This is a genomic window from Ancylomarina sp. 16SWW S1-10-2, from assembly GCF_009669305.1.
Lineage (GTDB): Bacteria > Bacteroidota > Bacteroidia > Bacteroidales > Marinifilaceae > Ancylomarina.
The window spans coordinates 202,377-220,565 of sequence record NZ_SADB01000006.1 but is presented as its reverse complement, the minus strand read 5'-3'; the positions used below and the strand labels follow the sequence as shown (position 1 = coordinate 220,565).

Here is an 18,189-nt window from a genome sequence, read left to right as displayed (position 1 = left end):
TATTTGCTACGAACATATAATTTAATATAAGATATTTAATGGGTTTTAATTTTAATCAATGGTTTACCGATAATGTGACCGAAGATACTCTTTTTAATTATAAGGGGAGTATCGGGTGCGAGGCGGTAACTGATATTTTGGTTAAGGTTGAAGAAATTATTGAAGAAAAAGAAATTCCTCTTAAAGAGAGGAAGAAAATTCTTAATATTCTTATTGAATTGGTTCAGAACTTATATCATCATGGTAAGAAATTTGATGATGATAAGGGTACTAATAGTTATGGAGGTATCATTTTCAATTGGAAAGATGGTCGAGCCGAAATTTTATCAGCCAATTTTATTACAATAGAAAAGCTTAAAGTTTTTACAGATTATATTGATCATACAAATTCTTTAGGAAGTGACGAACTTAATATTTTATACCGAAAAGTTTTATCCAATAATAAATTTTCTGATAGAGGCGGTGGTGGTTTAGGAATCATTAATATGATTAGGAAAAGTGGAAATAAACTGGAGTATTTTTCTCAATTAACTAAAGAAAAAGGTTTATTTATAGTTATAACAGTAAAAATTTAGTCAATACAATAACGATTTCTTTTATGGATGCTTTAATTATAGAACCCAGTGCAAAAACACCGAAAGTAGTCTTCGATGCAGAAATTGGTGAATTATTACTAGAAGGTCGTTCAATACCAGAAAATTCATTGGGATTTTATATTCCACTTATGGAATGGTTGGAAGATTATTCTCATGTAATAAAAACCGAAGTTACATTACAGATGAAATTAGAATATTTTAATACGAGTTCATCGAAGTGCCTTTTGGATCTTTTTAGAAAACTTGAGACTATTTCTAATAGAGGAAATAAGATCTCTGTAAATTGGTATTTTGAAAAGGATGATGAGGATATGATGGAAGCTGGTGAAGATTATAATGCAATTGTAGGTTTGCCTTTTGTATTGATTGAACAAAAAGAAGTTTAATTAATTAACTGCTAATATATAAAATGGGCTGATTCATATGAATCAGCCCATTTTCATTATAATATTTTGAACACGTATTTTATTCTCCATCTATTGGACCAGAACCAATTAGTTCATCGCCATCGTACCAAGCAGCAAATTGACCTGCTACAACAGCACGTTGAGGTTCGTCGAAAAGGATATATAAACCTTCTTTCTTAAAATATATTGTCCCTTTTTGAAGCGGCTGACGGTAACGAATTCTAATATCATATCGTCTTTCACATTCTTCAGTTGGTTTTAAATCTTCACGAATCCAATGTGTCTCTTTTTTTGAAATAAATAGAGCTCTACGCATTAAGAGAGGATGAGAATGTCCCATTCCTGTATAAATGATATTTTCTTTTACGTCAGTTCCAATTACAAATAAAGGTTCTGCTTTGCCACCAACATTTAATCCTTTTCTTTGTCCAACAGTAAAGAAATGAGCACCATTGTGTTCTCCCACTTTTTTACCATGATGTCTTTTAAAGACGTATGGTTTAGCTAGAGTTTCTAGATCTTGAGATTTTGGTATAACTCTATCTGCATTTTCAGCTAAAATTTCTACAATAATACCTGGTTTAGCTTTTAGTTTTTGTTGAAGAAAAATAGGTAAGTCTACTTTCCCAACAAAGCATATGCCTTGTGAATCCTTTTTCTCTGCAGAAGCTAGTCTTTCTCTTCGGGCAATATCTCTTACTTCTGGTTTTATGATATCTCCAATAGGAAACATGGCTTTAGAAAGTTGTTCTTGAGATAATTGACATAGGAAATAACTCTGATCCTTATTATTATCAGTACCTGCTAAAAGACTATAAACCTCTTTACCATCTATTATCTTGGTTTCCTTACGGCAGTAGTGACCCGTAGCTACAAAATCTGCTCCTAGCTCAACTGCTTTTTTTAAGAAAACATCGAATTTAATTTCACGATTACATAGTACATCCGGATTTGGTGTACGTCCACGTTCGTATTCAGCAAACATGTAATCAATTACTTGAGTTTTATATTCTTTACTTAAGTCAACAAAATGAAATGGGATATCTAATTTCTTTGCGACCATTTTTGCGAAAAGAATATCCTCGTCAAATGGACATTCTTCTGATTTAAGTCCAACTGTATCATTCCAGTTTTGCATAAACAATGCTTCAACTTCGTAACCTTGCTCTTTAAGTAAATAGGCTGCTACGCTAGAATCAACTCCTCCAGATAGTCCTATTACAACTTTTTTTGTCATTTTTTCTCTCCTTCAATTTGAATCCACAAATGTACTTATTAAAATTCTTAAGAGCAATATCGATTTTTTCAATGAAGAGTATGCTTATTTTTAAACAAAATAAATTAATTTTGTAAATTATAGAATAGAATAGAATATTAATTAAATATTAAATAAAATGATAAGAAATGTATTTTTCATTTTTCTGGCACTTACATGTTTTAATCTTAGTGCACAAGAAACACAGGATACTAGTTATTGGAAAAAAGGTGGAATGGCATCTTTGTCTTTCTCACAAACTTCTCTAAGTAAATGGTCTGGTGGTGGAGACAATGCGCTTTCAACAAATCTACAATTGGATTTATTTGCTAATTATGCTAGAGATAAAAGTGCTTGGGACAATACTTTGAAGTTAGAGTATGGTTTATTGAAACAAGGTGATGATGGTACGCGTAAAAGTATTGATAAAATCGATTTTGTAACCAAGTATGGTCATAAAGCTAGTGCTAAATGGTATTATACAGCTTTATTAGATTTTAAAACACAATTTGCAAAAGGTTATGAATATTCTAGCACTGATGGTGTTGAAGATCAAAAAGTGTCTAATTTTTTAGCCCCTGCATACATTTTGCTTTCGCTTGGTATGGATTATAAGCCAAACGAAACTTTTTCGGCTTATATTTCTCCAATTACAGGTAAAACAACAATTGTAAATGATGATTATTTGTCTGATAAAGGATATTTTGGAGTTGATGAAGGTGATAAAATTAGAAATGAGTTTGGTGCTCTTTCTAAATTAACTTTGAAGAAAACGGTTGCCAAGAATGTTGATCTAAAAAGTACTTTAGATCTATTTACAGCTTACGACTCATTTGGAAATGTTGATGTAAACTGGGATTTGATGATTAATATGAAAGTGAATGAGTTTTTAACTGCATCAATTAATACAACTTTAGTATTTGACGATGATGTTGAATATACGAATGAAGATGGCGTAAACGAAGGAGCAAAAATTCAATTTAAAGAAGTTTTAGGAATTGGATTAGCTTATAAGTTCTAAAATGAACTTCTAAATATAAATGAATGCCTCTTAAGTTTATACTTGAGAGGCATTTTTGTGTGATCATGATGCTACAATTGTATTAATTTTATGATATGGAATTGATTCTTTTTCAAAAATCTAAAATTAAAAAACATCAGGAATCTTACTGTTAAGCTAGCTTAAAATTGTATTTTCGAGATAAATTAGATTTACTATGTCATCATTAAATATATATCGAGCTTCAGCTGGATCAGGAAAAACATATACATTAACTAGAGAGTATTTGAAACTTGTTTTCGAAGAGGCTTTAAATTATCGTAGCATTTTAGCTGTAACTTTTACCAATAAAGCTACCGACGAAATGAAGTCTCGTATATTGAAGGAAATATACATTCTTTCGAAGGGGGATAAGTCTCCTTATGCTAATGAGTTGATGGAAATTAATCAGCTTGATGCAAACGCTTTACAAGTAAAAGCAAAAGAGATATTAAATCGATTATTACATGATTATAGCCGATTCTCAGTAACGACTATTGATAGTTTCTTCCAGAAGGTTGTTCGATCTTTTACTAGAGAGATTGGTTTGCAAATGGGGTTTAATATTGAACTCGATCAGCGAAAGGTTTTAAATGAGGTTGTTGATCTTTTGTTTTTAGATATTGATGATGATGCACAGCTTCGTTCTTGGTTGTCCGATTTTTCGGAATCGAAAATTAGAGATGGCAAAAATTGGAATTTTAAGGCCGATATTCTTGAAGTGGGAACTGAAGTTTTTAAAGAGGACTATATGAATTTCGATCAGGTTTTGATTGAAAAACTATCGGATAAGAATTTCTTAAATACCTACAGAAAAGCTTTAAAACAAATAAAAGATGATTTTGAGAATACCCTTAAGGGAATAGGTTCAAAAGCTATAAGTTTGATCGAGAATCAAGCTTTAAATGTGACTGACTTTTCATATGGGAAGTCAGGATTCGCAAATTATTTTTACAAACTACAAGCTGGTGAAATGGTAGAGCCAGGAACTCGAGTTTTGGCTGCTATTGATAATCCAGATAAATGGACAACAGCAAAAGCAAGTCCTGATATAAAAGCCGCTGCATCTACGGTTTATTCATCAGGACTTAATGATTTATTAAAGAATGCGGTTGAGTATTATAATAATGAATCTCATTTGTATTTATCTACCGATAAAACACTAAAATATATTTATACACTGGGTATTTTAACCGATATATCTAAAAAGATAAAGGCCTTTACCGAAGATGAAAATTTATTTCTGTTATCAGATGCTTCACGATTGCTTCGAAGTATTATTGGAACCAATGATACACCTTTTGTATATGAAAAAATAGGGAACGTCTATAAGCATTTCATGATTGATGAATTTCAAGATACATCATCCATGCAATGGGATAATTTTCGTCCATTAGTCAGTAACTCTTTGGCTGAGGGGAATCGATCTTTGGTTGTGGGTGATGTGAAACAATCGATTTATCGTTGGCGTAATGGTGATTGGAAATTATTAGCCGAACAGTTAGATGTCGATTTTAAGAATCAAGGTGTTAATGGTCTAACTTTAGATAAGAATTGGAGAAGCTCTAAGAACGTTATCAACTTTAATAATGCATTATATGCCATAGCTTCTCAAGCTTTGCAAAACGATTATAATAACGATATTCCACAGGGTTTACAAGAGCAGTTGCGTGTTGAACAGGCTCGAATTTTAAATGCTTATTCCGATGTTTATCAAGATTATCCTGAAAGTAAGGATAAGTGTCCAGGTTATGTGAAAGCCAATATGATTAAGGCTGAAAAGGGAGATAAGTGGATTGAATGTGTTTTAGATTTATTGCCAAGTCAAATAGAAGAAATTCAAGCCAAAGGTTATAGAGCTGGAGATATGGCTATTCTTGTTCGAAATGGGCGAGAGGGCGCTATGATTGCCAATAAATTGATGACCTATAGAAATTCAGAATTGGCTTTAGATGGTGTAAATTACAATGTGATTTCCAATGATTCTCTATATCTTAAAAATTCGTCTGTTATTAGTTTCTTAACGCATCTTTTAAGGTATTTTATTTACCCTGAAGATAAAATTAATTTAGGTTATTTATTGCAAGAGTATAGCTTGTATTTAAAAGAGGGTTGTCCTGATAATTTGGATGATATATTTGCACAGAGTGAGGATTCAGATGATTTATTTAAAGGCTTATTTCCTGTTGAGTTTACCGAGAATTTTTCATTGTTAAAACGTCAAGCACTTTTCGATTTGGTTGAAAAGTTGATAGAGATATTTGAATTAAATAAGCGTGTAACTGATTTCCCGTATTTGGAAGCTTTTCAAGATTTGGTTCTCGGTTTTTCTCGTAGCGATTCCCCAGACCTCAATTCATTTGTAGATTATTGGGAAGAGCGAAAGGATAAAGAAGTTATTTCTGTTTCTGATCATCAAGATGCCATAAGGATATTGACTATTCATAAATCGAAAGGTTTAGAGTTTAAAGCGGTTTTATTACCTTTTTGCGATTGGGATTTGGATGATGTGAAACACACAAAAATTCTATGGTGCCAACCAGAATTGGAAGGTTTTAATAAAATTGATGTTTTACCTATTCGTTATGGATCTGATTTAAAGAAAACGATTTATTATAAAGAGTATTTTGCTGAAAAGCTTCAAGCTTATATCGATAATCTAAATTTACTTTATGTCGCAACGACTCGTGCCGAAGAAATTTTGGTTACCTATTCACCTTTGCCAACCAATGATAAGTTTTCTAAGCTTAGTCATCTTTTATTCTACGTTTTTGAAAATGCAGCAAAGTATTCGTCAGATTTTGGTGGTAAGGAAATTATTAATCTTAATTCCAACTGGAATGCTGAGAATAGGTGTTTTGAATTGGGTGAATTAGCACAAAAGGAGAGAATAGATCTTGAAGATGATAAGATTCAATTAATGACAGAGTATCCTGCTTCTATGCTTGATGATAGATTGAAGTTGCGCTCTCATGCTGCCGACTATTTTGACTTTTCAGAAGCGGCCTCTATCGATAGTTTTGCCCCTGTGAATAGAGGTAATATTCTACACGGTTTATTTCAAAATATTAAATATGTAGAGGATGTTGATGCTGCTATATCTCAACTTAAATTTGAAGGGAAACTGGATGATATTCAGGCTACTGAAGTTAAGGTTATGGTTGAGGAGTTATTTGATAAACCTCAAATAGCATCATGGTTTACGAAGGATTGGCGTGTGATAAATGAGCGTGATATTCTACTTGGAGAAGGATGTACCTTGCGCCCCGATAGAGTTATTGCAAAAGATGGTGAAGCGATAGTGATTGATTATAAGTTTGGTAAGAAAAAGGAAAAAGCTCATATTACGCAAGTCGCAGCTTATAAAAGATTACTCGAGAAGATGAATTATAAAAAAGTAAGTGCTTTTATTCTTTACGGAAAGTTAGATGAAATAGTAGAAGTTTAAACCTAAATATACCTCATGATGAAATTTATTTTAATCCTAATATCTGTTTTTGTTTTATCCTCATGTGATTTTATTCGTGATAAATTCTCATCGAAAGAGAAAGTTGACGATAAGTCTGAAATAGTAGATTTAAGCTCTTCTGACAAGAATTTGCTTAATGGAAAAGTGAGATATAAGTTTCCTAGTGGTAAATTGAAATCTATAGTAAACTACAAGGATAATATAAAGGTTGGTATTAGCCATGTCTACTATGAGTCTGGTGAAAAACAGTATGAAATTCCTTATGTGAATGGAAAGAAAGATGGCCTTGTAAAGTGGTTTTATAAGAGTGGAAAGTTGTATCGATCTACTAGTTATAAGAAGGGTTTAAAGCATGGTTTGCAAAAAAAATATTGGGAAAGTGGTAAAATTAAATCAAAAATGCTTTTTGAAAGCAACATGATGTGTACTGGTTTGGAAGAAATAACAAAGACAGGTAAAGTTAAAGCAGAACCCAAAATAATCGTTAATCATGTGAATCTTCTTAATAAATCTAATGAATATCGTCTTGAGTTGAGTCTAGATAAAAAATATAGAAGTGTTGAGTTTTATATAGGTAAATTATTAGATGATAAATGCTTACCTGTGAAAGCGAGTTCGTATTTAAGTGGGCTTGAGACTAAAAAAGGGAAAGCAACATTTGTAATAAATGTTCCAAGTGGGAGCCGACTTAGTCGTGAAATTCCAATTGTTGCAGTTGCTAAAACATCGTATCAGAACTATTATGTTTTGAATACAGTAGTAAATGTAAGTGTTCGGAATCCAAATTAAATATTTTTGTCTTTATCTAGATCTGGAGTGTATCTTTCATTGCATTAATGTGAGTATATTTACGCTCTATTTCTGATTGTATATCTAAATACTGAGGAAGTAAATAAAATAAGAATCAATAAAAAAGTAAGCATGTTTAATTTCGATGATATAAATCTGGACAGAATAGTTGTTCATAATGTAGGTAATAAGCATCTTGAGGAACCTTTGAAACTTTCAAAGAAAGAAATTCAGTTGGATGACGATGATGTTAGAGATATTTTATTGAAGTATTTTCTGTCGGCTTTTAATAAGGAAGAGTTTTATAATTTTCAGCACGAAGCAGGCTTAAGCATGAATGAAGTTTATTGTTACGCTTCGGAATTTTTTGAAGAGAACGTCAGCTTCTACGATCAATCGGTAAGTATTGCGATGCATCTTTACGATAAATCAAATCATCCTAATATTAAAGGGGGAGAGTTCTATTTAGTCTCATTTTCAGGCTGTATTCTTGATGGAGAGGTTTGTGATGCTTTAGGTATTTTTAAGTCTGAGAATAAGGATACCTTTTTAAAGGTTTACCAAAATCAAGACAACTTTGAACTTGGTTGCGAAAGTGGTATTAATATTAAGAAACTAGATAAAGGCTGTCTTATTTTTAATACTGAGAAAGAGAATGGTTATAAGGTTTGTATTGTGGATAAAACCAATAAAAATAACGAAGCCTTATATTGGAAGGAAGATTTTCTAAACCTAAAACTTCGTGAAGATGACTTTTATCACACTCAGAATTATTTAGAGATGTGTAAAGGGTTTATTGGTGAGGTTTACAACGATGAGAACGAAGTTGCCAAAGCAGATCAGATTGATTTGATGAATAAATCAATTAACTTTTTTAAGGATAAAAAAGAGTTTAGTGAAGAGTTATTTAAAGAAGAAGTGATTGAGCAACCTGAAGTGGTAAATGCCTTTGATGAGTATAAAAATTACTATAAGGGAGAGCATAATAGCGATATTAATGAAGATTTTAAGATTAATAAAGATGCTGTTAAAGGTGAGCAACGTTTTTTTAAACAAGTCTTAAAGCTTGATAAAAACTTTCACGTTTATATTCACGGACAACGCAAGTTTGTTGAAAAAGGCTACGATGCAGCTAGAGATATGAGCTTTTATAAATTATTCTTTAAAGAAGAAAATTAGATAATAAAATTGAAATAAGCATTATAGCTTGTTTGACTAAAATAAAGAATGGCGACTTATAACCTGATTAAGGGAATAAGTCGCCATTATATTTTTAAGAATATCTAGAAATTACATTTTATAAAGCATTGCATTGATATTCATTCCTGCTCCAACAGATGCAAAAACAATACTGTCACCTTTATTTATTTCGTGAGGTTTTAGTTCATCCTTTAAAATAAGATCGAGTAGAGTAGGCAAAGTTGCAACAGACGAATTTCCAAGCTTAGAAATGGTCATTGGCATAATATCTTTTGGCAACTCAGTTATATTATATAAGGCGTATAGTCTTTTTAAAATAGCATCATCCATTTTTCCATTGGCTTGATGTATTAATACTTTTTTAATCTCACTAAGAGGAGTATTGAATTTTTTAAGACAAGTTTCTATGGCTTGAGGTACAGTTGTTAGTGCATATTGATATAATCGACGACCGTTCATCTTCAAAAATAAAGCATCTTTGTGCTCGCTATTAGGATTGAAAGATTTATCCATATATAGCATTTTTGAATATTCATAGGTATCCGATCGGGTTGCATGTGATAATATACCTATAGGCGTTTCACTTTCTTTAGCTTCCCAAATAACAGCACCAGCACCATCGGCATAAAGCATACTATCTCTATCGTTTGGATCGGAAATTCGAGATAAAACATCGGCACCTATAACTAAAACACGTTTCGCATCGCCCGATTTAATGTAATAATCAGCTTGAATGGTAGCTTGTAACCAACCCGGACATCCGAATGGTAAATCGTAAGCAACGCAGTTTGGATTTTTAATTTTCAGTTTATACTTAACTCTAGCGGCTAAACTAGGTACAATATCCGATCTTCTGTTATCATGTTTAACGTCACCAAAGTTGTGAGCTACGATGATATAATCTAGTTCTTCTTTATTTATTTTAGAACTATTTATGGCATCTTCTGCAGCAAAAAATGCGATGTCAGATGTGACTAAATCGTTAGAAACATGTCGTCTCTCAGATATAGTGGTTATTTCTTCAAATTTCGCAGTTATTTCCTGATTCGTTTTTGGACTTTTTTTGTCATAAGAGTCATAAAATTCAGTTGTGAGGAAATCCTCATTTTTAACTATTTTTGATGGGATAAATTTTCCTGTTCCCTTAATAATACTGTAGATCTTACTACTCATGTGCATCTAAATTGTTTATGTAATAAGCGATTTTACTATGAAAGAAGTATGTCGTATACTTCAAGCTTTTCAAGTCGATTTTAATACCCTAATATTAGTGAAATTTATTTGAAAATCAGTCCTTATTTGGGCTATATTTTGTCTTAATGTTTTCAAGCTTGTTTTTTAAATAGAGATGTAAAGAAGGCGTAAATACTGTGTTTGTGCCGTTTATGAATCGTTAAAATTTAGAACATTCTGAGTGTTTTTAACTTACTTTGTAACCGAATCGAAAATATTGAATTGAAGATATGAATGAAAATGTTAGAATTGAATACCGTTTTTCACATTTGTTAGATGTAGATTATGCTTCACATCCTAATATGCTTACATATTCTGGTAGAATATTAATTAAGTCAGGAGATGAATTTGATAATTATGATTCAGCTGAAATAGAGGTTGGTATGATCTGTTTAGAGATGTATGATTTGAACTTTGAAGCAGGTTTTTGCACTTTAAGGGAAGCCTTCGATAAATCAGAATCATCTCTTGCGGTGGGTAAAGCTATATTAAACGATAGCTTTGAAAAGATAGATGATAAGATAGTAGACTTAGTGGGAGACAGTTTTAATACGAATGTTTTGCTTGTTAGTCGATTGGAGATTAAAGAGAAATACCGAGGACAAGGCTACGGTAAATATGTTTTAAATAGTTTAGATATCTATTTTAAATCTACCTGTGCTTATGTGGCTATTAATAGCTTTCCTTTGGGGTTCGAAGGAATTACTGATGATGTGAATTACGATAAAGCACAGAAGAGACTCAACTCATTTTATTCCAAATGTGGCTATAAGAAAATACGTGACGAAGCTGACAACGATATTGAAGAAGAAGACTTTGACGAATTAGACGACTTAAATATGGAGTTTCTGGATACAGAACAGGGTGATGTGAATCATATCTTTATTAAGAATATTGCTCCTGTTTAGAGATTCGGTATGAAACACAAAGATCTTCTCCCTATCGCAAGTCTGTGACTTGTGATAATAATTAAAAGAGAAGGTATAAAGAATATTCAAGCTGTTGAGGTTTGGGTCTTTTTGTTTTTTGTTAGTTTCGAAACCACAAGTTGCAAACTTGCGGGAGAATTTGTACACAGAACTAAAAGGCGAAAATGCCACATCAAGGAAGCGTAGATGTGGCATTTTCTGAGTAATATACAGAGTGTATATATTATCTTAATTGATCAACCACCTGTAAAATGGGGTGTAATATCGATTCTCCAAACAAAACACTTCGTTCTGGAGACCATCCAAATTCAGGATCTGGTAGATCATTATTATCCTTAAAAGGCATTTCAACGGTCAAAGATAGACATTTAAACCGTTCTCCAACATGTTTTGAACAGATAGCCAAGTTCGCTTGGCCAGGTTCGTTCTTTGGGTAGCTATGAACATCTTGAAAATCAGGACATGAAGCCATCCATGTTGAAGTGAATTTCTCCAAAAGATTTTTTAATCTTTCATCATACGAAGGGATACCTTCTATACTTGAAATAAAGTTGTAAGGTAAAGCTTCATCACCATGAATATCGATATTCAAATCACAGCCTTTTTTATCCATCATATTGCGAACATGATAAACTTCTGGGCTATAATCTAGTTTAGGCTCAGCCCATTCTCGATTTAGGTTAGCACCTGCAGCATTCGATCTCAAATTACCAAGGATACTACCGTCGATATTCATATTAGGAACAATATAAAATACGGCTTTGCTCAATAGAGTTCTCGATACAGCATCGTCTTCGTCGAGGAGTTTGCCAATAAAACCTTCCATAAACCATTCTGCCATTGATTCACCTGGATGTTGACGCGCAATAACCCAAATCTTTTTCTTTTCGGGAGATTCTTCACCAACGATAAGCATATCAATATCTCGCCCTTGAACAGTTTCTCCTATAGATACCAATTCACACTCAGGAGAAAGTTGAGCATCGCTTACTAAATTAAGATGTTGTTCGTAACTATATGGAGCAAAATAAGCGTAAAATACAGAGTTAAATTCGGGTGTGTGTTCTATAACCAATTCTTTTCCATTGTAGGTGCTAGGAACTCTAAACCATGTTTCTCTGTCGTATGATGCAGCTGTGTGATAATTTTCGTATCCTTCAGGATAAGATGCTCCAGAAGCATTCATAATATGCATTTTACAAGACTGTTCTTGTGCGCCTTGTAAACGGAAGTGAAACCATTGATAGAAATCAGAATTAGTATCCTTATTTATTTCTAGTTGAATATTTGAAGCAGTAGAGCAATCTATGACCTTGATATTACCACTGTCAAAATTTGAATTGATTTTCATACTCGAGTGTTTTTTTAGTTGTCGTTTTTTACAGTTTACCAAAGATAATTTTTTTGGAATCTTAGACCTATATTTTGTCTTTATTTCTGTTTAAAATCTAAAGCTGAGAAAAGAGCTTGCTATTGATAAACTTAATTATTTGTATAAATTTGCGATTAAGCATACGACTCGTAAATAAAGAAATATGATTAATCTATTTAGACTTGAGAAACTTCAATCGAAGAAATTAAGATATGCACTAATTGCTATTTTTATTTTGTTCGTTGTTGTTGGAACAGTTTTATTGAAATACTACCGTGATATCTTTTCGTCTAATATTGATTTGGGTGAGAAAAAAGAACTTTTCATACAAATTCCGACAGGATCTGATATGCAGTCAGTTCTTCATCTTTTTGAAGAGAGTCATTCTGTTATCAATATGTCATCATTAGAATGGGTGATGAATAAGAAGAATTATGGGAAATCAATCAAATCTGGCCGATATCGCCTTGAATCAGGAACTTGTAACAATGATTTGGTTAATGTTCTAAGATCGGGTAGTCAGGAACCGATTAAGTTGACCTTTAATAATACGCGCACTTTGGAAGAGTTTGCTGGCAAAATTGGAAACCAAATTGAAGCGGATTCTTTAAGCATTTTGAATTTCTTGAAAGATGCCGATAATCTGAAGCCTTATGGTTTCAATTGCGAAACTATAATTGGCTTATTCATTCCCAATTCATATCAGGTTTATTGGAATATGACTCCTAAGTCTTTTACCGATAGGATGTATACCGAATACGTCAATTTCTGGAATGTAGACCGAATGAAAAAGGCAAGCGAATTGAATCTAACACCAATAGAGGTGAGTATATTGGCTTCAATTGTTGATGAGGAAACGATCAAGAACGATGAGAAGGCTCGTGTTGCAGGTGTTTATGTGAATCGATTAAAAAGAGGTATTAAGTTGGATGCTGATCCAACCTTAAAATTTGCTTGGGGAGATTTTACGATGCGTCGAGTTCTCAATATCCATAAGAAGATAAAATCACCATATAATACTTACAGGTATGCGGGCTTACCTCCTGGTCCAATAAGACAAGCCTCTGTCTCAGGACTTGATGCTGTTTTAAATTGTGAGAAACACAAGTTTATTTATTTTTGTGCTAGTCCTAAGTTTAATGGTTACCATGTATTTGCTCGCACTTTAAGGGAACACAATAAGAATGCAAGTAGATATCAGAGGGCTTTAAATTTGCAACGAATCTTTAAATAAGGAGGAAAAGGGCAAAAAAAGTATAAGAGTAAAAAGGTGAAAAGTTAAAAGGTATGAAAAGTCTAAAAGGTTTGTAGAAGTAAAGAGAGTGTCCATAAATATGTAAGCTAGCACTGAGCGTCATCCTGTCCTGATACTTATCGGGATCAGGATCTTGTCGTCAATGTGTATAGATTCTGAAACAAGTTCAGAATGACGGATACTTTTATTTATAGACACCCTCTTGTATACCTATTAGTCTGCTTAAATTGCGTTGACTTCCATTTCTAATTTGACACCAAATTTCAATATAACAGATTTTCTAATATCGTTGGCTAACTTAAGTACTTCAAAACCTTTTGCATTGCCTAAATTCACTAGAACAAGAGCTTGATCTTTATGTACACCAGCTTGTCCAACATGTTTGCCTTTCCAATCACATTGTTCAATTAACCAGCCAGCAGCTAGTTTGGTATTTGTATTATCTAGCTCGTAGTTCGGACAATCAGGGAATTTTTTAAGAAGTTTTTCTGCAAAGCGAGTTTCAACGATGGGATTTTTGAAAAATGAACCCGCGTTACCAATTACTTCAGGATCTGGCAGCTTCGATTCTCTAATTTTGATAATTACTTCGCGGATATTTTTAAGATTAACATCGCTATAGTTCTTAAGTTCGTTTTGTATCGCACCGTACTCCAAATTAAATTCTGGGTTTTTATTTAGTCGGAAATAAACATGAGTGATGATGAATAGATTTTTATATTCGTTCTTAAAAACGGAGTTGCGGTATTCGAAATCACAATGGAAATTTTGGAATTCAACTTGTCTTTTGCTTTCGATTGATATGGCATCTAGTTTTTCAATAGTTTGACAGGCCTCTACACCATAAGCACCTATATTTTGAACAGGTGTAGCTCCAACCACACCAGGTATGTTGGATAAATTCTCTATACCTCCATAGCCTTTTGTAACAGCCCATTCCACAAATTCATCCCAATTTTCATTGGCTCCTGCTTTTACTAAAACAGTATCTTCATTCTCTTCAATTATTTCCATCCCTTTAATGTTAGGGTGTAGAATTAATCCTTCATAGTCATCTGTAAATAGTATATTAGAACCGCCACCAAGAATAAGGTAGTCAACATTGTCTAATGTGTTGTCATCCAGGAAAGATTGAATTTCACTTACCGTATCGAATTGGAAAAAATAATTGGCTTTGGCTTCAATTCCAAAGGTATTATATGGTTTTAAAGCGTAATTTTCGTGTAGAATTGCCATTTCTCAATTTGTGATTTGCAATTTATAAATGTGATTAGTCTAATTGTTCTTTCAATAAGGAAACAAAGCCTTTAATATCGTCTTCAGTAGTGTCGAAAGAGCATAACCATCTTACTTCTCCAGTATGTTCGTCCCAAACCCAAAAGAAGTATTCATTTTGAAGTTGTTCAATTTTATCCTTAGGAATGATAGCCCAAATTCCATTGGTTTGAACTTTTTGAGTGATTTTTACAGCTGGGATATTCTTAACTTTATTTTCTAGCATTTTAGCCATTTTATTGGCATGGCGAGCTGTTTTTAACCAAAGATCATCCGTTAATAAAGCTTCGAACTGACAAGCAATATATTTCATTTTTGAACAAAGTTGCATGCTTTGTTTGCGAACATATTTTGCATTTTTAGAAAGCTCAGGATTAAAGAAAATAACAGCTTCACCCAACATCATTCCATTTTTTGTTCCACCAAAACTCAATACATCAACACCTGCTTTATTTGTGATTTCTCTAACATCAACATCTAAGCTTGCAACGGCATTCGCTAGTCTAGCACCATCCATATGCACGTACATATCGTGTTTGTGAGCTAAATCACAAATCGCTTTAATCTCCTCTGGCGTGTAAACTGTTCCCAATTCGGTACACTGTGTAATTGAAATAACCTTTGGTTGTGAGTGATGCTCAAAACCGAATCCGTGAAGTTCATTAGTAATTAATTCAGGTGTTAATTTACCATCAGCAACTTCAATGGGAATGACTTTACAACCTGTGAATTTATCTGGAGCTCCACATTCATCTACGTGTATGTGGGCAGTTGAAGGACAAATTATCGAATTCCAAGACTCTGTTATCGTTGATAAGCTAACCACATTAGCACCAGTGCCATTAAAGACAAAATATACATCGATATTCTCACCAAATAATTGTTTGAATTTATCGATGGCAGAGGCCGTATATTGATCTCCTCCATAAGCCATTGAATGACCTTGATTAACTTTTTGAATGGTTTCCATTACCTCAGGTAGAACGCCTGAAAAATTATCACTAGCAAATCCTCGCTTATTCATCTTATTTGGTTTTTACTGATTAGCTTTTAAGAAAAGCTAAAATTAACTTTTATTCTGCAAACAAGAGTGAGAGAGAGAAAATTTTTCACAAGAATAGAAAAAGCTCTTATTTAAACTAATGTGATAGCATAAATAAGAGCGATGTATTATTGATGAGGTTTTAAAATTGAAATTTAGATATTACTAATATTCCAACTGAAGCCTAATGAGAAGTAGTACATGTCATGGTTTAAACCTAAACCGAATGAAGCATCTAATTGTAAGTTGTCTTTAACGAGGTAAGTTAAACCTGAATCGAAGTTTGTTCCCCAACTTGAGAATTCGGCATATTCGCCATAAAGTTCAACGTAAGTTCCAAATTTCCCACCTAAGCCTATACCTAGAGCCGTTGAGTAAGTTAAGTCACCTTCGCCTTCTCCCATATTATCGTATCCTACATTATAGCCTAAACCTAAATTGTCATTAATCACATGAGAGATTGCAAGTTTATTGATGGTTCCAAATTTATCACCACTTAAGTTATTTGATCCTGTTGGTAGAATAACATGAGTTAGAAAAGCAATTTCTGTGTTGACATCTTCCTTTTGGAAAAGCTGAATTTTAGCACCAATTTCTAAATCGCTAATTCCAAAGTTATCTTCAGATGTTAACTCATTTTTTAGATTTTCGAATTGCTGAACAAATCGAAGTTCAATATTTTTACTTAATCCATATCTCAAAAGAGTAGATGGAATTAAAAGCTGTTTGATATCTCCATTACCTTCATTTCCAACTAAAATTCCCGATTCAATTTGCAGACTTTTAAGAGGAACAGTTACTGATGATTCAGTTTGATCTGGTCTATCGGTTACAATGGTTTGAGCCTTGATACCTAAATTTAAGGCAAGTATTATTAAGACTAGGGTATATATTTTTTTCATATTCTTTTTTAAATTCATATTAATTTAACGGAATAACTTCAATAAGTTATTCATTACTACGGATATAATTATAATAAATAGGAATTAAAAGAGTTTTAAGTCTTTTATTTAGATGGATTCTAAATAATGTGTTTTGGGATCTGTATAACTATATCAGATATGTTATTTGGGATTATTGATCACGAAAGTGTTCGTGTGCCGATTTCTAATCGTTTCATACGTAATTCTATATTTATTTAGGAAGGGATTATAAATCCCTAGTTCTTACTCTGTGGTTTGCAAATCATTAGTAGAGAGTGAGTTGTGTTTGCTGATGTTGAGAGTTAGGTGAATTAAAAGACAAATTAACTCCAGAAATAATATTATTAAGGACTAAAATTTCTTGAGAATACAAAATTCAACCATTAATAGTGACATAGCCTTTACTTATTATGATTTTTGCCATTTGTATTCTTTTTCGGCTAACAGGTATTCTCTATAATTTAACTACCTAGATGATGCTTATAGAATTTAACCGTTCTTTCTACAAACTCATCTCTCTTTCTGACTTCAGGCGCCATCGCACCACCATGTCCTGCTCCTTCTACAATCCAAAGATCTTTCTCTGAGGGTAATAGTTCATTTATTTTTTCGCTCATTTTGACAGGTGTTCTGTCATCGTCTTTACCAACTATTAATAGTGATGGTTTAGTGAATGAAGAAGCTATATTTATTGGACAAAGCTCAATAGGATATTTATTAGGGATAATAAATCGATCGTATCCAGGATGTTTCATTTCATAAAACTGCTTCGTGACATCATTAAAAGAAGTCATCAACCCTCTAACTACAATACATTTAATTTTGCTATTTTTGTATGCTGTTGCGAATGAAAGGTATGCTCCAGTTGAAAATCCGAAAAGACCAATACTGTCTTTTTTCACTTCATCCATTAAGTAAACAGTATTTATTACCGCTTCATAATCCCAAAGAAATTCACTGTAAAACAATCGATTATTATTTATTGGAAAAAAATCACTTTCACCAAAACCTCTCCAATCAAACAAGACAACATTAAATCCATTTTTTACATATTTAAAAGCTAGATCTAATGAATAACTCATATTACCAGAATCTCCATTGCATAATATTAACGTAGGTTTAGGTCTAAAATTCTCAGTACGATACTCCCTTTTCTCATTATTCTTCCTGAGTTTAAGGATCTCAGGAATTGGTAATATATCTTGAGCTGGGATAAACCATACTTTTATATTAATATTATCCTTGGTAGTAGCAAATAATTCCTTATAAGCTAAACCATATTTTTCAGGAGTTGTGACATATTTTTTTTCAGGTTTTAAAGCATTAGCTGTGAATGAACTAATAAAGAGTATTGTGACGATAAGTAATTTCATAAACGTGTATATATAAGTATTAATATGTTTTG

General features: G+C 32.7%; 15 protein-coding genes. 8 read left to right on the top strand and 7 right to left on the bottom strand.

Going from position 1 to position 18,189, the window contains the following annotated elements; genetic code table 11:
• Positions 1-38 precede the first annotated feature (38 nt).
• Both EMN46_RS06960 and EMN46_RS06955 read left to right on the top strand, forming a co-directional pair.
• Positions 39-575 carry a SiaB family protein kinase gene (locus EMN46_RS06960; protein ID WP_154200074.1) on the top strand — a complete coding sequence of 179 codons (537 nt, stop codon included), beginning with the start codon at positions 39-41 and terminating at the stop codon, positions 573-575.
• A gap of 23 nt (positions 576-598) precedes the next feature.
• On the top strand, positions 599-982 hold the full coding sequence (locus EMN46_RS06955; RefSeq protein ID WP_154200073.1) for a DUF1987 domain-containing protein: 384 nt from the start codon (positions 599-601) through the stop codon (positions 980-982).
• Between the two features lie 79 nt (positions 983-1,061).
• Here the strand turns inward: EMN46_RS06955 and mnmA are convergent, their stop codons facing one another.
• Complete coding sequence (mnmA, locus tag EMN46_RS06950) at positions 1,062-2,240, bottom strand: tRNA 2-thiouridine(34) synthase MnmA (RefSeq protein ID WP_154200072.1); 1,179 nt, start codon at positions 2,238-2,240, stop codon at positions 1,062-1,064.
• Positions 2,241-2,397: 157 nt separating this feature from the next.
• On the opposite strand from mnmA, the gene EMN46_RS06945 reads away from it, so the two are divergent.
• The 4 genes from EMN46_RS06945 to EMN46_RS06930 all read left to right on the top strand — a co-directional run bounded on the left by EMN46_RS06945 (position 2,398) and on the right by EMN46_RS06930 (position 8,734).
• Positions 2,398-3,279, top strand: coding sequence for a DUF3078 domain-containing protein (locus EMN46_RS06945; protein WP_154200071.1), 882 nt, complete (start codon positions 2,398-2,400; stop codon positions 3,277-3,279).
• A 196-nt stretch (positions 3,280-3,475) separates the two neighbouring features.
• On the top strand, positions 3,476-6,745 hold the full coding sequence (locus EMN46_RS06940; protein ID WP_154200070.1) for an exodeoxyribonuclease V subunit beta: 3,270 nt from the start codon (positions 3,476-3,478) through the stop codon (positions 6,743-6,745).
• A 15-nt stretch (positions 6,746-6,760) separates the two neighbouring features.
• On the top strand, positions 6,761-7,555 hold the full coding sequence (locus EMN46_RS06935) for a toxin-antitoxin system YwqK family antitoxin (protein WP_154200069.1): 795 nt from the start codon (positions 6,761-6,763) through the stop codon (positions 7,553-7,555).
• Between the two features lie 132 nt (positions 7,556-7,687).
• On the top strand, positions 7,688-8,734 hold the full coding sequence (locus tag EMN46_RS06930) for a nucleoid-associated protein (protein ID WP_154200068.1): 1,047 nt from the start codon (positions 7,688-7,690) through the stop codon (positions 8,732-8,734).
• A gap of 111 nt (positions 8,735-8,845) precedes the next feature.
• On the opposite strand, the gene EMN46_RS06925 is transcribed toward EMN46_RS06930, so the two are convergent.
• The gene (locus EMN46_RS06925) at positions 8,846-9,928 is read right to left on the bottom strand and encodes a 3-oxoacyl-ACP synthase III family protein (protein WP_154200067.1); all 1,083 of its coding nucleotides are present in this window, start codon (positions 9,926-9,928) and stop codon (positions 8,846-8,848) included.
• Positions 9,929-10,218: 290 nt separating this feature from the next.
• Here EMN46_RS06925 and EMN46_RS06920 point away from each other — a divergent pair, with 290 nt between their 5' ends.
• On the top strand, positions 10,219-10,896 hold the full coding sequence (locus EMN46_RS06920) for a hypothetical protein (protein ID WP_154200066.1): 678 nt from the start codon (positions 10,219-10,221) through the stop codon (positions 10,894-10,896).
• Between the two features lie 244 nt (positions 10,897-11,140).
• On the opposite strand, the gene EMN46_RS06915 is transcribed toward EMN46_RS06920, so the two are convergent.
• Positions 11,141-12,268, bottom strand: a complete 1,128-nt coding sequence (locus EMN46_RS06915; RefSeq protein WP_154200065.1) for a M14-type cytosolic carboxypeptidase — start codon at positions 12,266-12,268, stop codon at positions 11,141-11,143.
• Between the two features lie 184 nt (positions 12,269-12,452).
• Between EMN46_RS06915 and mltG the strand changes: the two genes are divergently transcribed.
• Entirely contained in the window at positions 12,453-13,523 is a 1,071-nt protein-coding gene (gene mltG / locus EMN46_RS06910) for an endolytic transglycosylase MltG (RefSeq protein ID WP_154200064.1), read from the top strand.
• A 243-nt stretch (positions 13,524-13,766) separates the two neighbouring features.
• On the opposite strand, the gene murB is transcribed toward mltG, so the two are convergent.
• The 4 genes from murB to EMN46_RS06890 all read right to left on the bottom strand — a co-directional run bounded on the left by murB (position 13,767) and on the right by EMN46_RS06890 (position 18,157).
• Positions 13,767-14,780 (bottom strand): UDP-N-acetylmuramate dehydrogenase, encoded by a 1,014-nt coding sequence (gene murB / locus EMN46_RS06905; protein ID WP_154200063.1) that lies wholly within the window; start codon positions 14,778-14,780, stop codon positions 13,767-13,769.
• Positions 14,781-14,814: 34 nt separating this feature from the next.
• Positions 14,815-15,843, bottom strand: a complete 1,029-nt coding sequence (locus EMN46_RS06900) for a low specificity L-threonine aldolase (RefSeq protein WP_154200062.1) — start codon at positions 15,841-15,843, stop codon at positions 14,815-14,817.
• Positions 15,844-16,016: 173 nt separating this feature from the next.
• The gene (locus tag EMN46_RS06895) at positions 16,017-16,763 is read right to left on the bottom strand and encodes a transporter (RefSeq protein WP_195715205.1); all 747 of its coding nucleotides are present in this window, start codon (positions 16,761-16,763) and stop codon (positions 16,017-16,019) included.
• A gap of 482 nt (positions 16,764-17,245) precedes the next feature.
• Positions 17,246-18,157 (bottom strand): alpha/beta hydrolase, encoded by a 912-nt coding sequence (locus EMN46_RS06890; protein WP_154200060.1) that lies wholly within the window; start codon positions 18,155-18,157, stop codon positions 17,246-17,248.
• Positions 18,158-18,189: the final 32 nt, after the last annotated feature.

Coding starts and splice junctions, on each gene's coding strand:
- EMN46_RS06960 (WP_154200074.1), top strand. CDS start 39: ATGGGTTTTAATTTTAATCAATGGTTTACCGATAATGTGACCGAAGAT.
- EMN46_RS06955 (WP_154200073.1), top strand. CDS start 599: ATGGATGCTTTAATTATAGAACCCAGTGCAAAAACACCGAAAGTAGTC.
- mnmA (WP_154200072.1), bottom strand. CDS start 2,240: ATGACAAAAAAAGTTGTAATAGGACTATCTGGAGGAGTTGATTCTAGC.
- EMN46_RS06945 (WP_154200071.1), top strand. CDS start 2,398: ATGATAAGAAATGTATTTTTCATTTTTCTGGCACTTACATGTTTTAAT.
- EMN46_RS06940 (WP_154200070.1), top strand. CDS start 3,476: ATGTCATCATTAAATATATATCGAGCTTCAGCTGGATCAGGAAAAACA.
- EMN46_RS06935 (WP_154200069.1), top strand. CDS start 6,761: ATGATGAAATTTATTTTAATCCTAATATCTGTTTTTGTTTTATCCTCA.
- EMN46_RS06930 (WP_154200068.1), top strand. CDS start 7,688: ATGTTTAATTTCGATGATATAAATCTGGACAGAATAGTTGTTCATAAT.
- EMN46_RS06925 (WP_154200067.1), bottom strand. CDS start 9,928: ATGAGTAGTAAGATCTACAGTATTATTAAGGGAACAGGAAAATTTATC.
- EMN46_RS06920 (WP_154200066.1), top strand. CDS start 10,219: ATGAATGAAAATGTTAGAATTGAATACCGTTTTTCACATTTGTTAGAT.
- EMN46_RS06915 (WP_154200065.1), bottom strand. CDS start 12,268: ATGAAAATCAATTCAAATTTTGACAGTGGTAATATCAAGGTCATAGAT.
- mltG (WP_154200064.1), top strand. CDS start 12,453: ATGATTAATCTATTTAGACTTGAGAAACTTCAATCGAAGAAATTAAGA.
- murB (WP_154200063.1), bottom strand. CDS start 14,780: ATGGCAATTCTACACGAAAATTACGCTTTAAAACCATATAATACCTTT.
- EMN46_RS06900 (WP_154200062.1), bottom strand. CDS start 15,843: ATGAATAAGCGAGGATTTGCTAGTGATAATTTTTCAGGCGTTCTACCT.
- EMN46_RS06895 (WP_195715205.1), bottom strand. CDS start 16,763: ATGAAAAAAATATATACCCTAGTCTTAATAATACTTGCCTTAAATTTA.
- EMN46_RS06890 (WP_154200060.1), bottom strand. CDS start 18,157: ATGAAATTACTTATCGTCACAATACTCTTTATTAGTTCATTCACAGCT.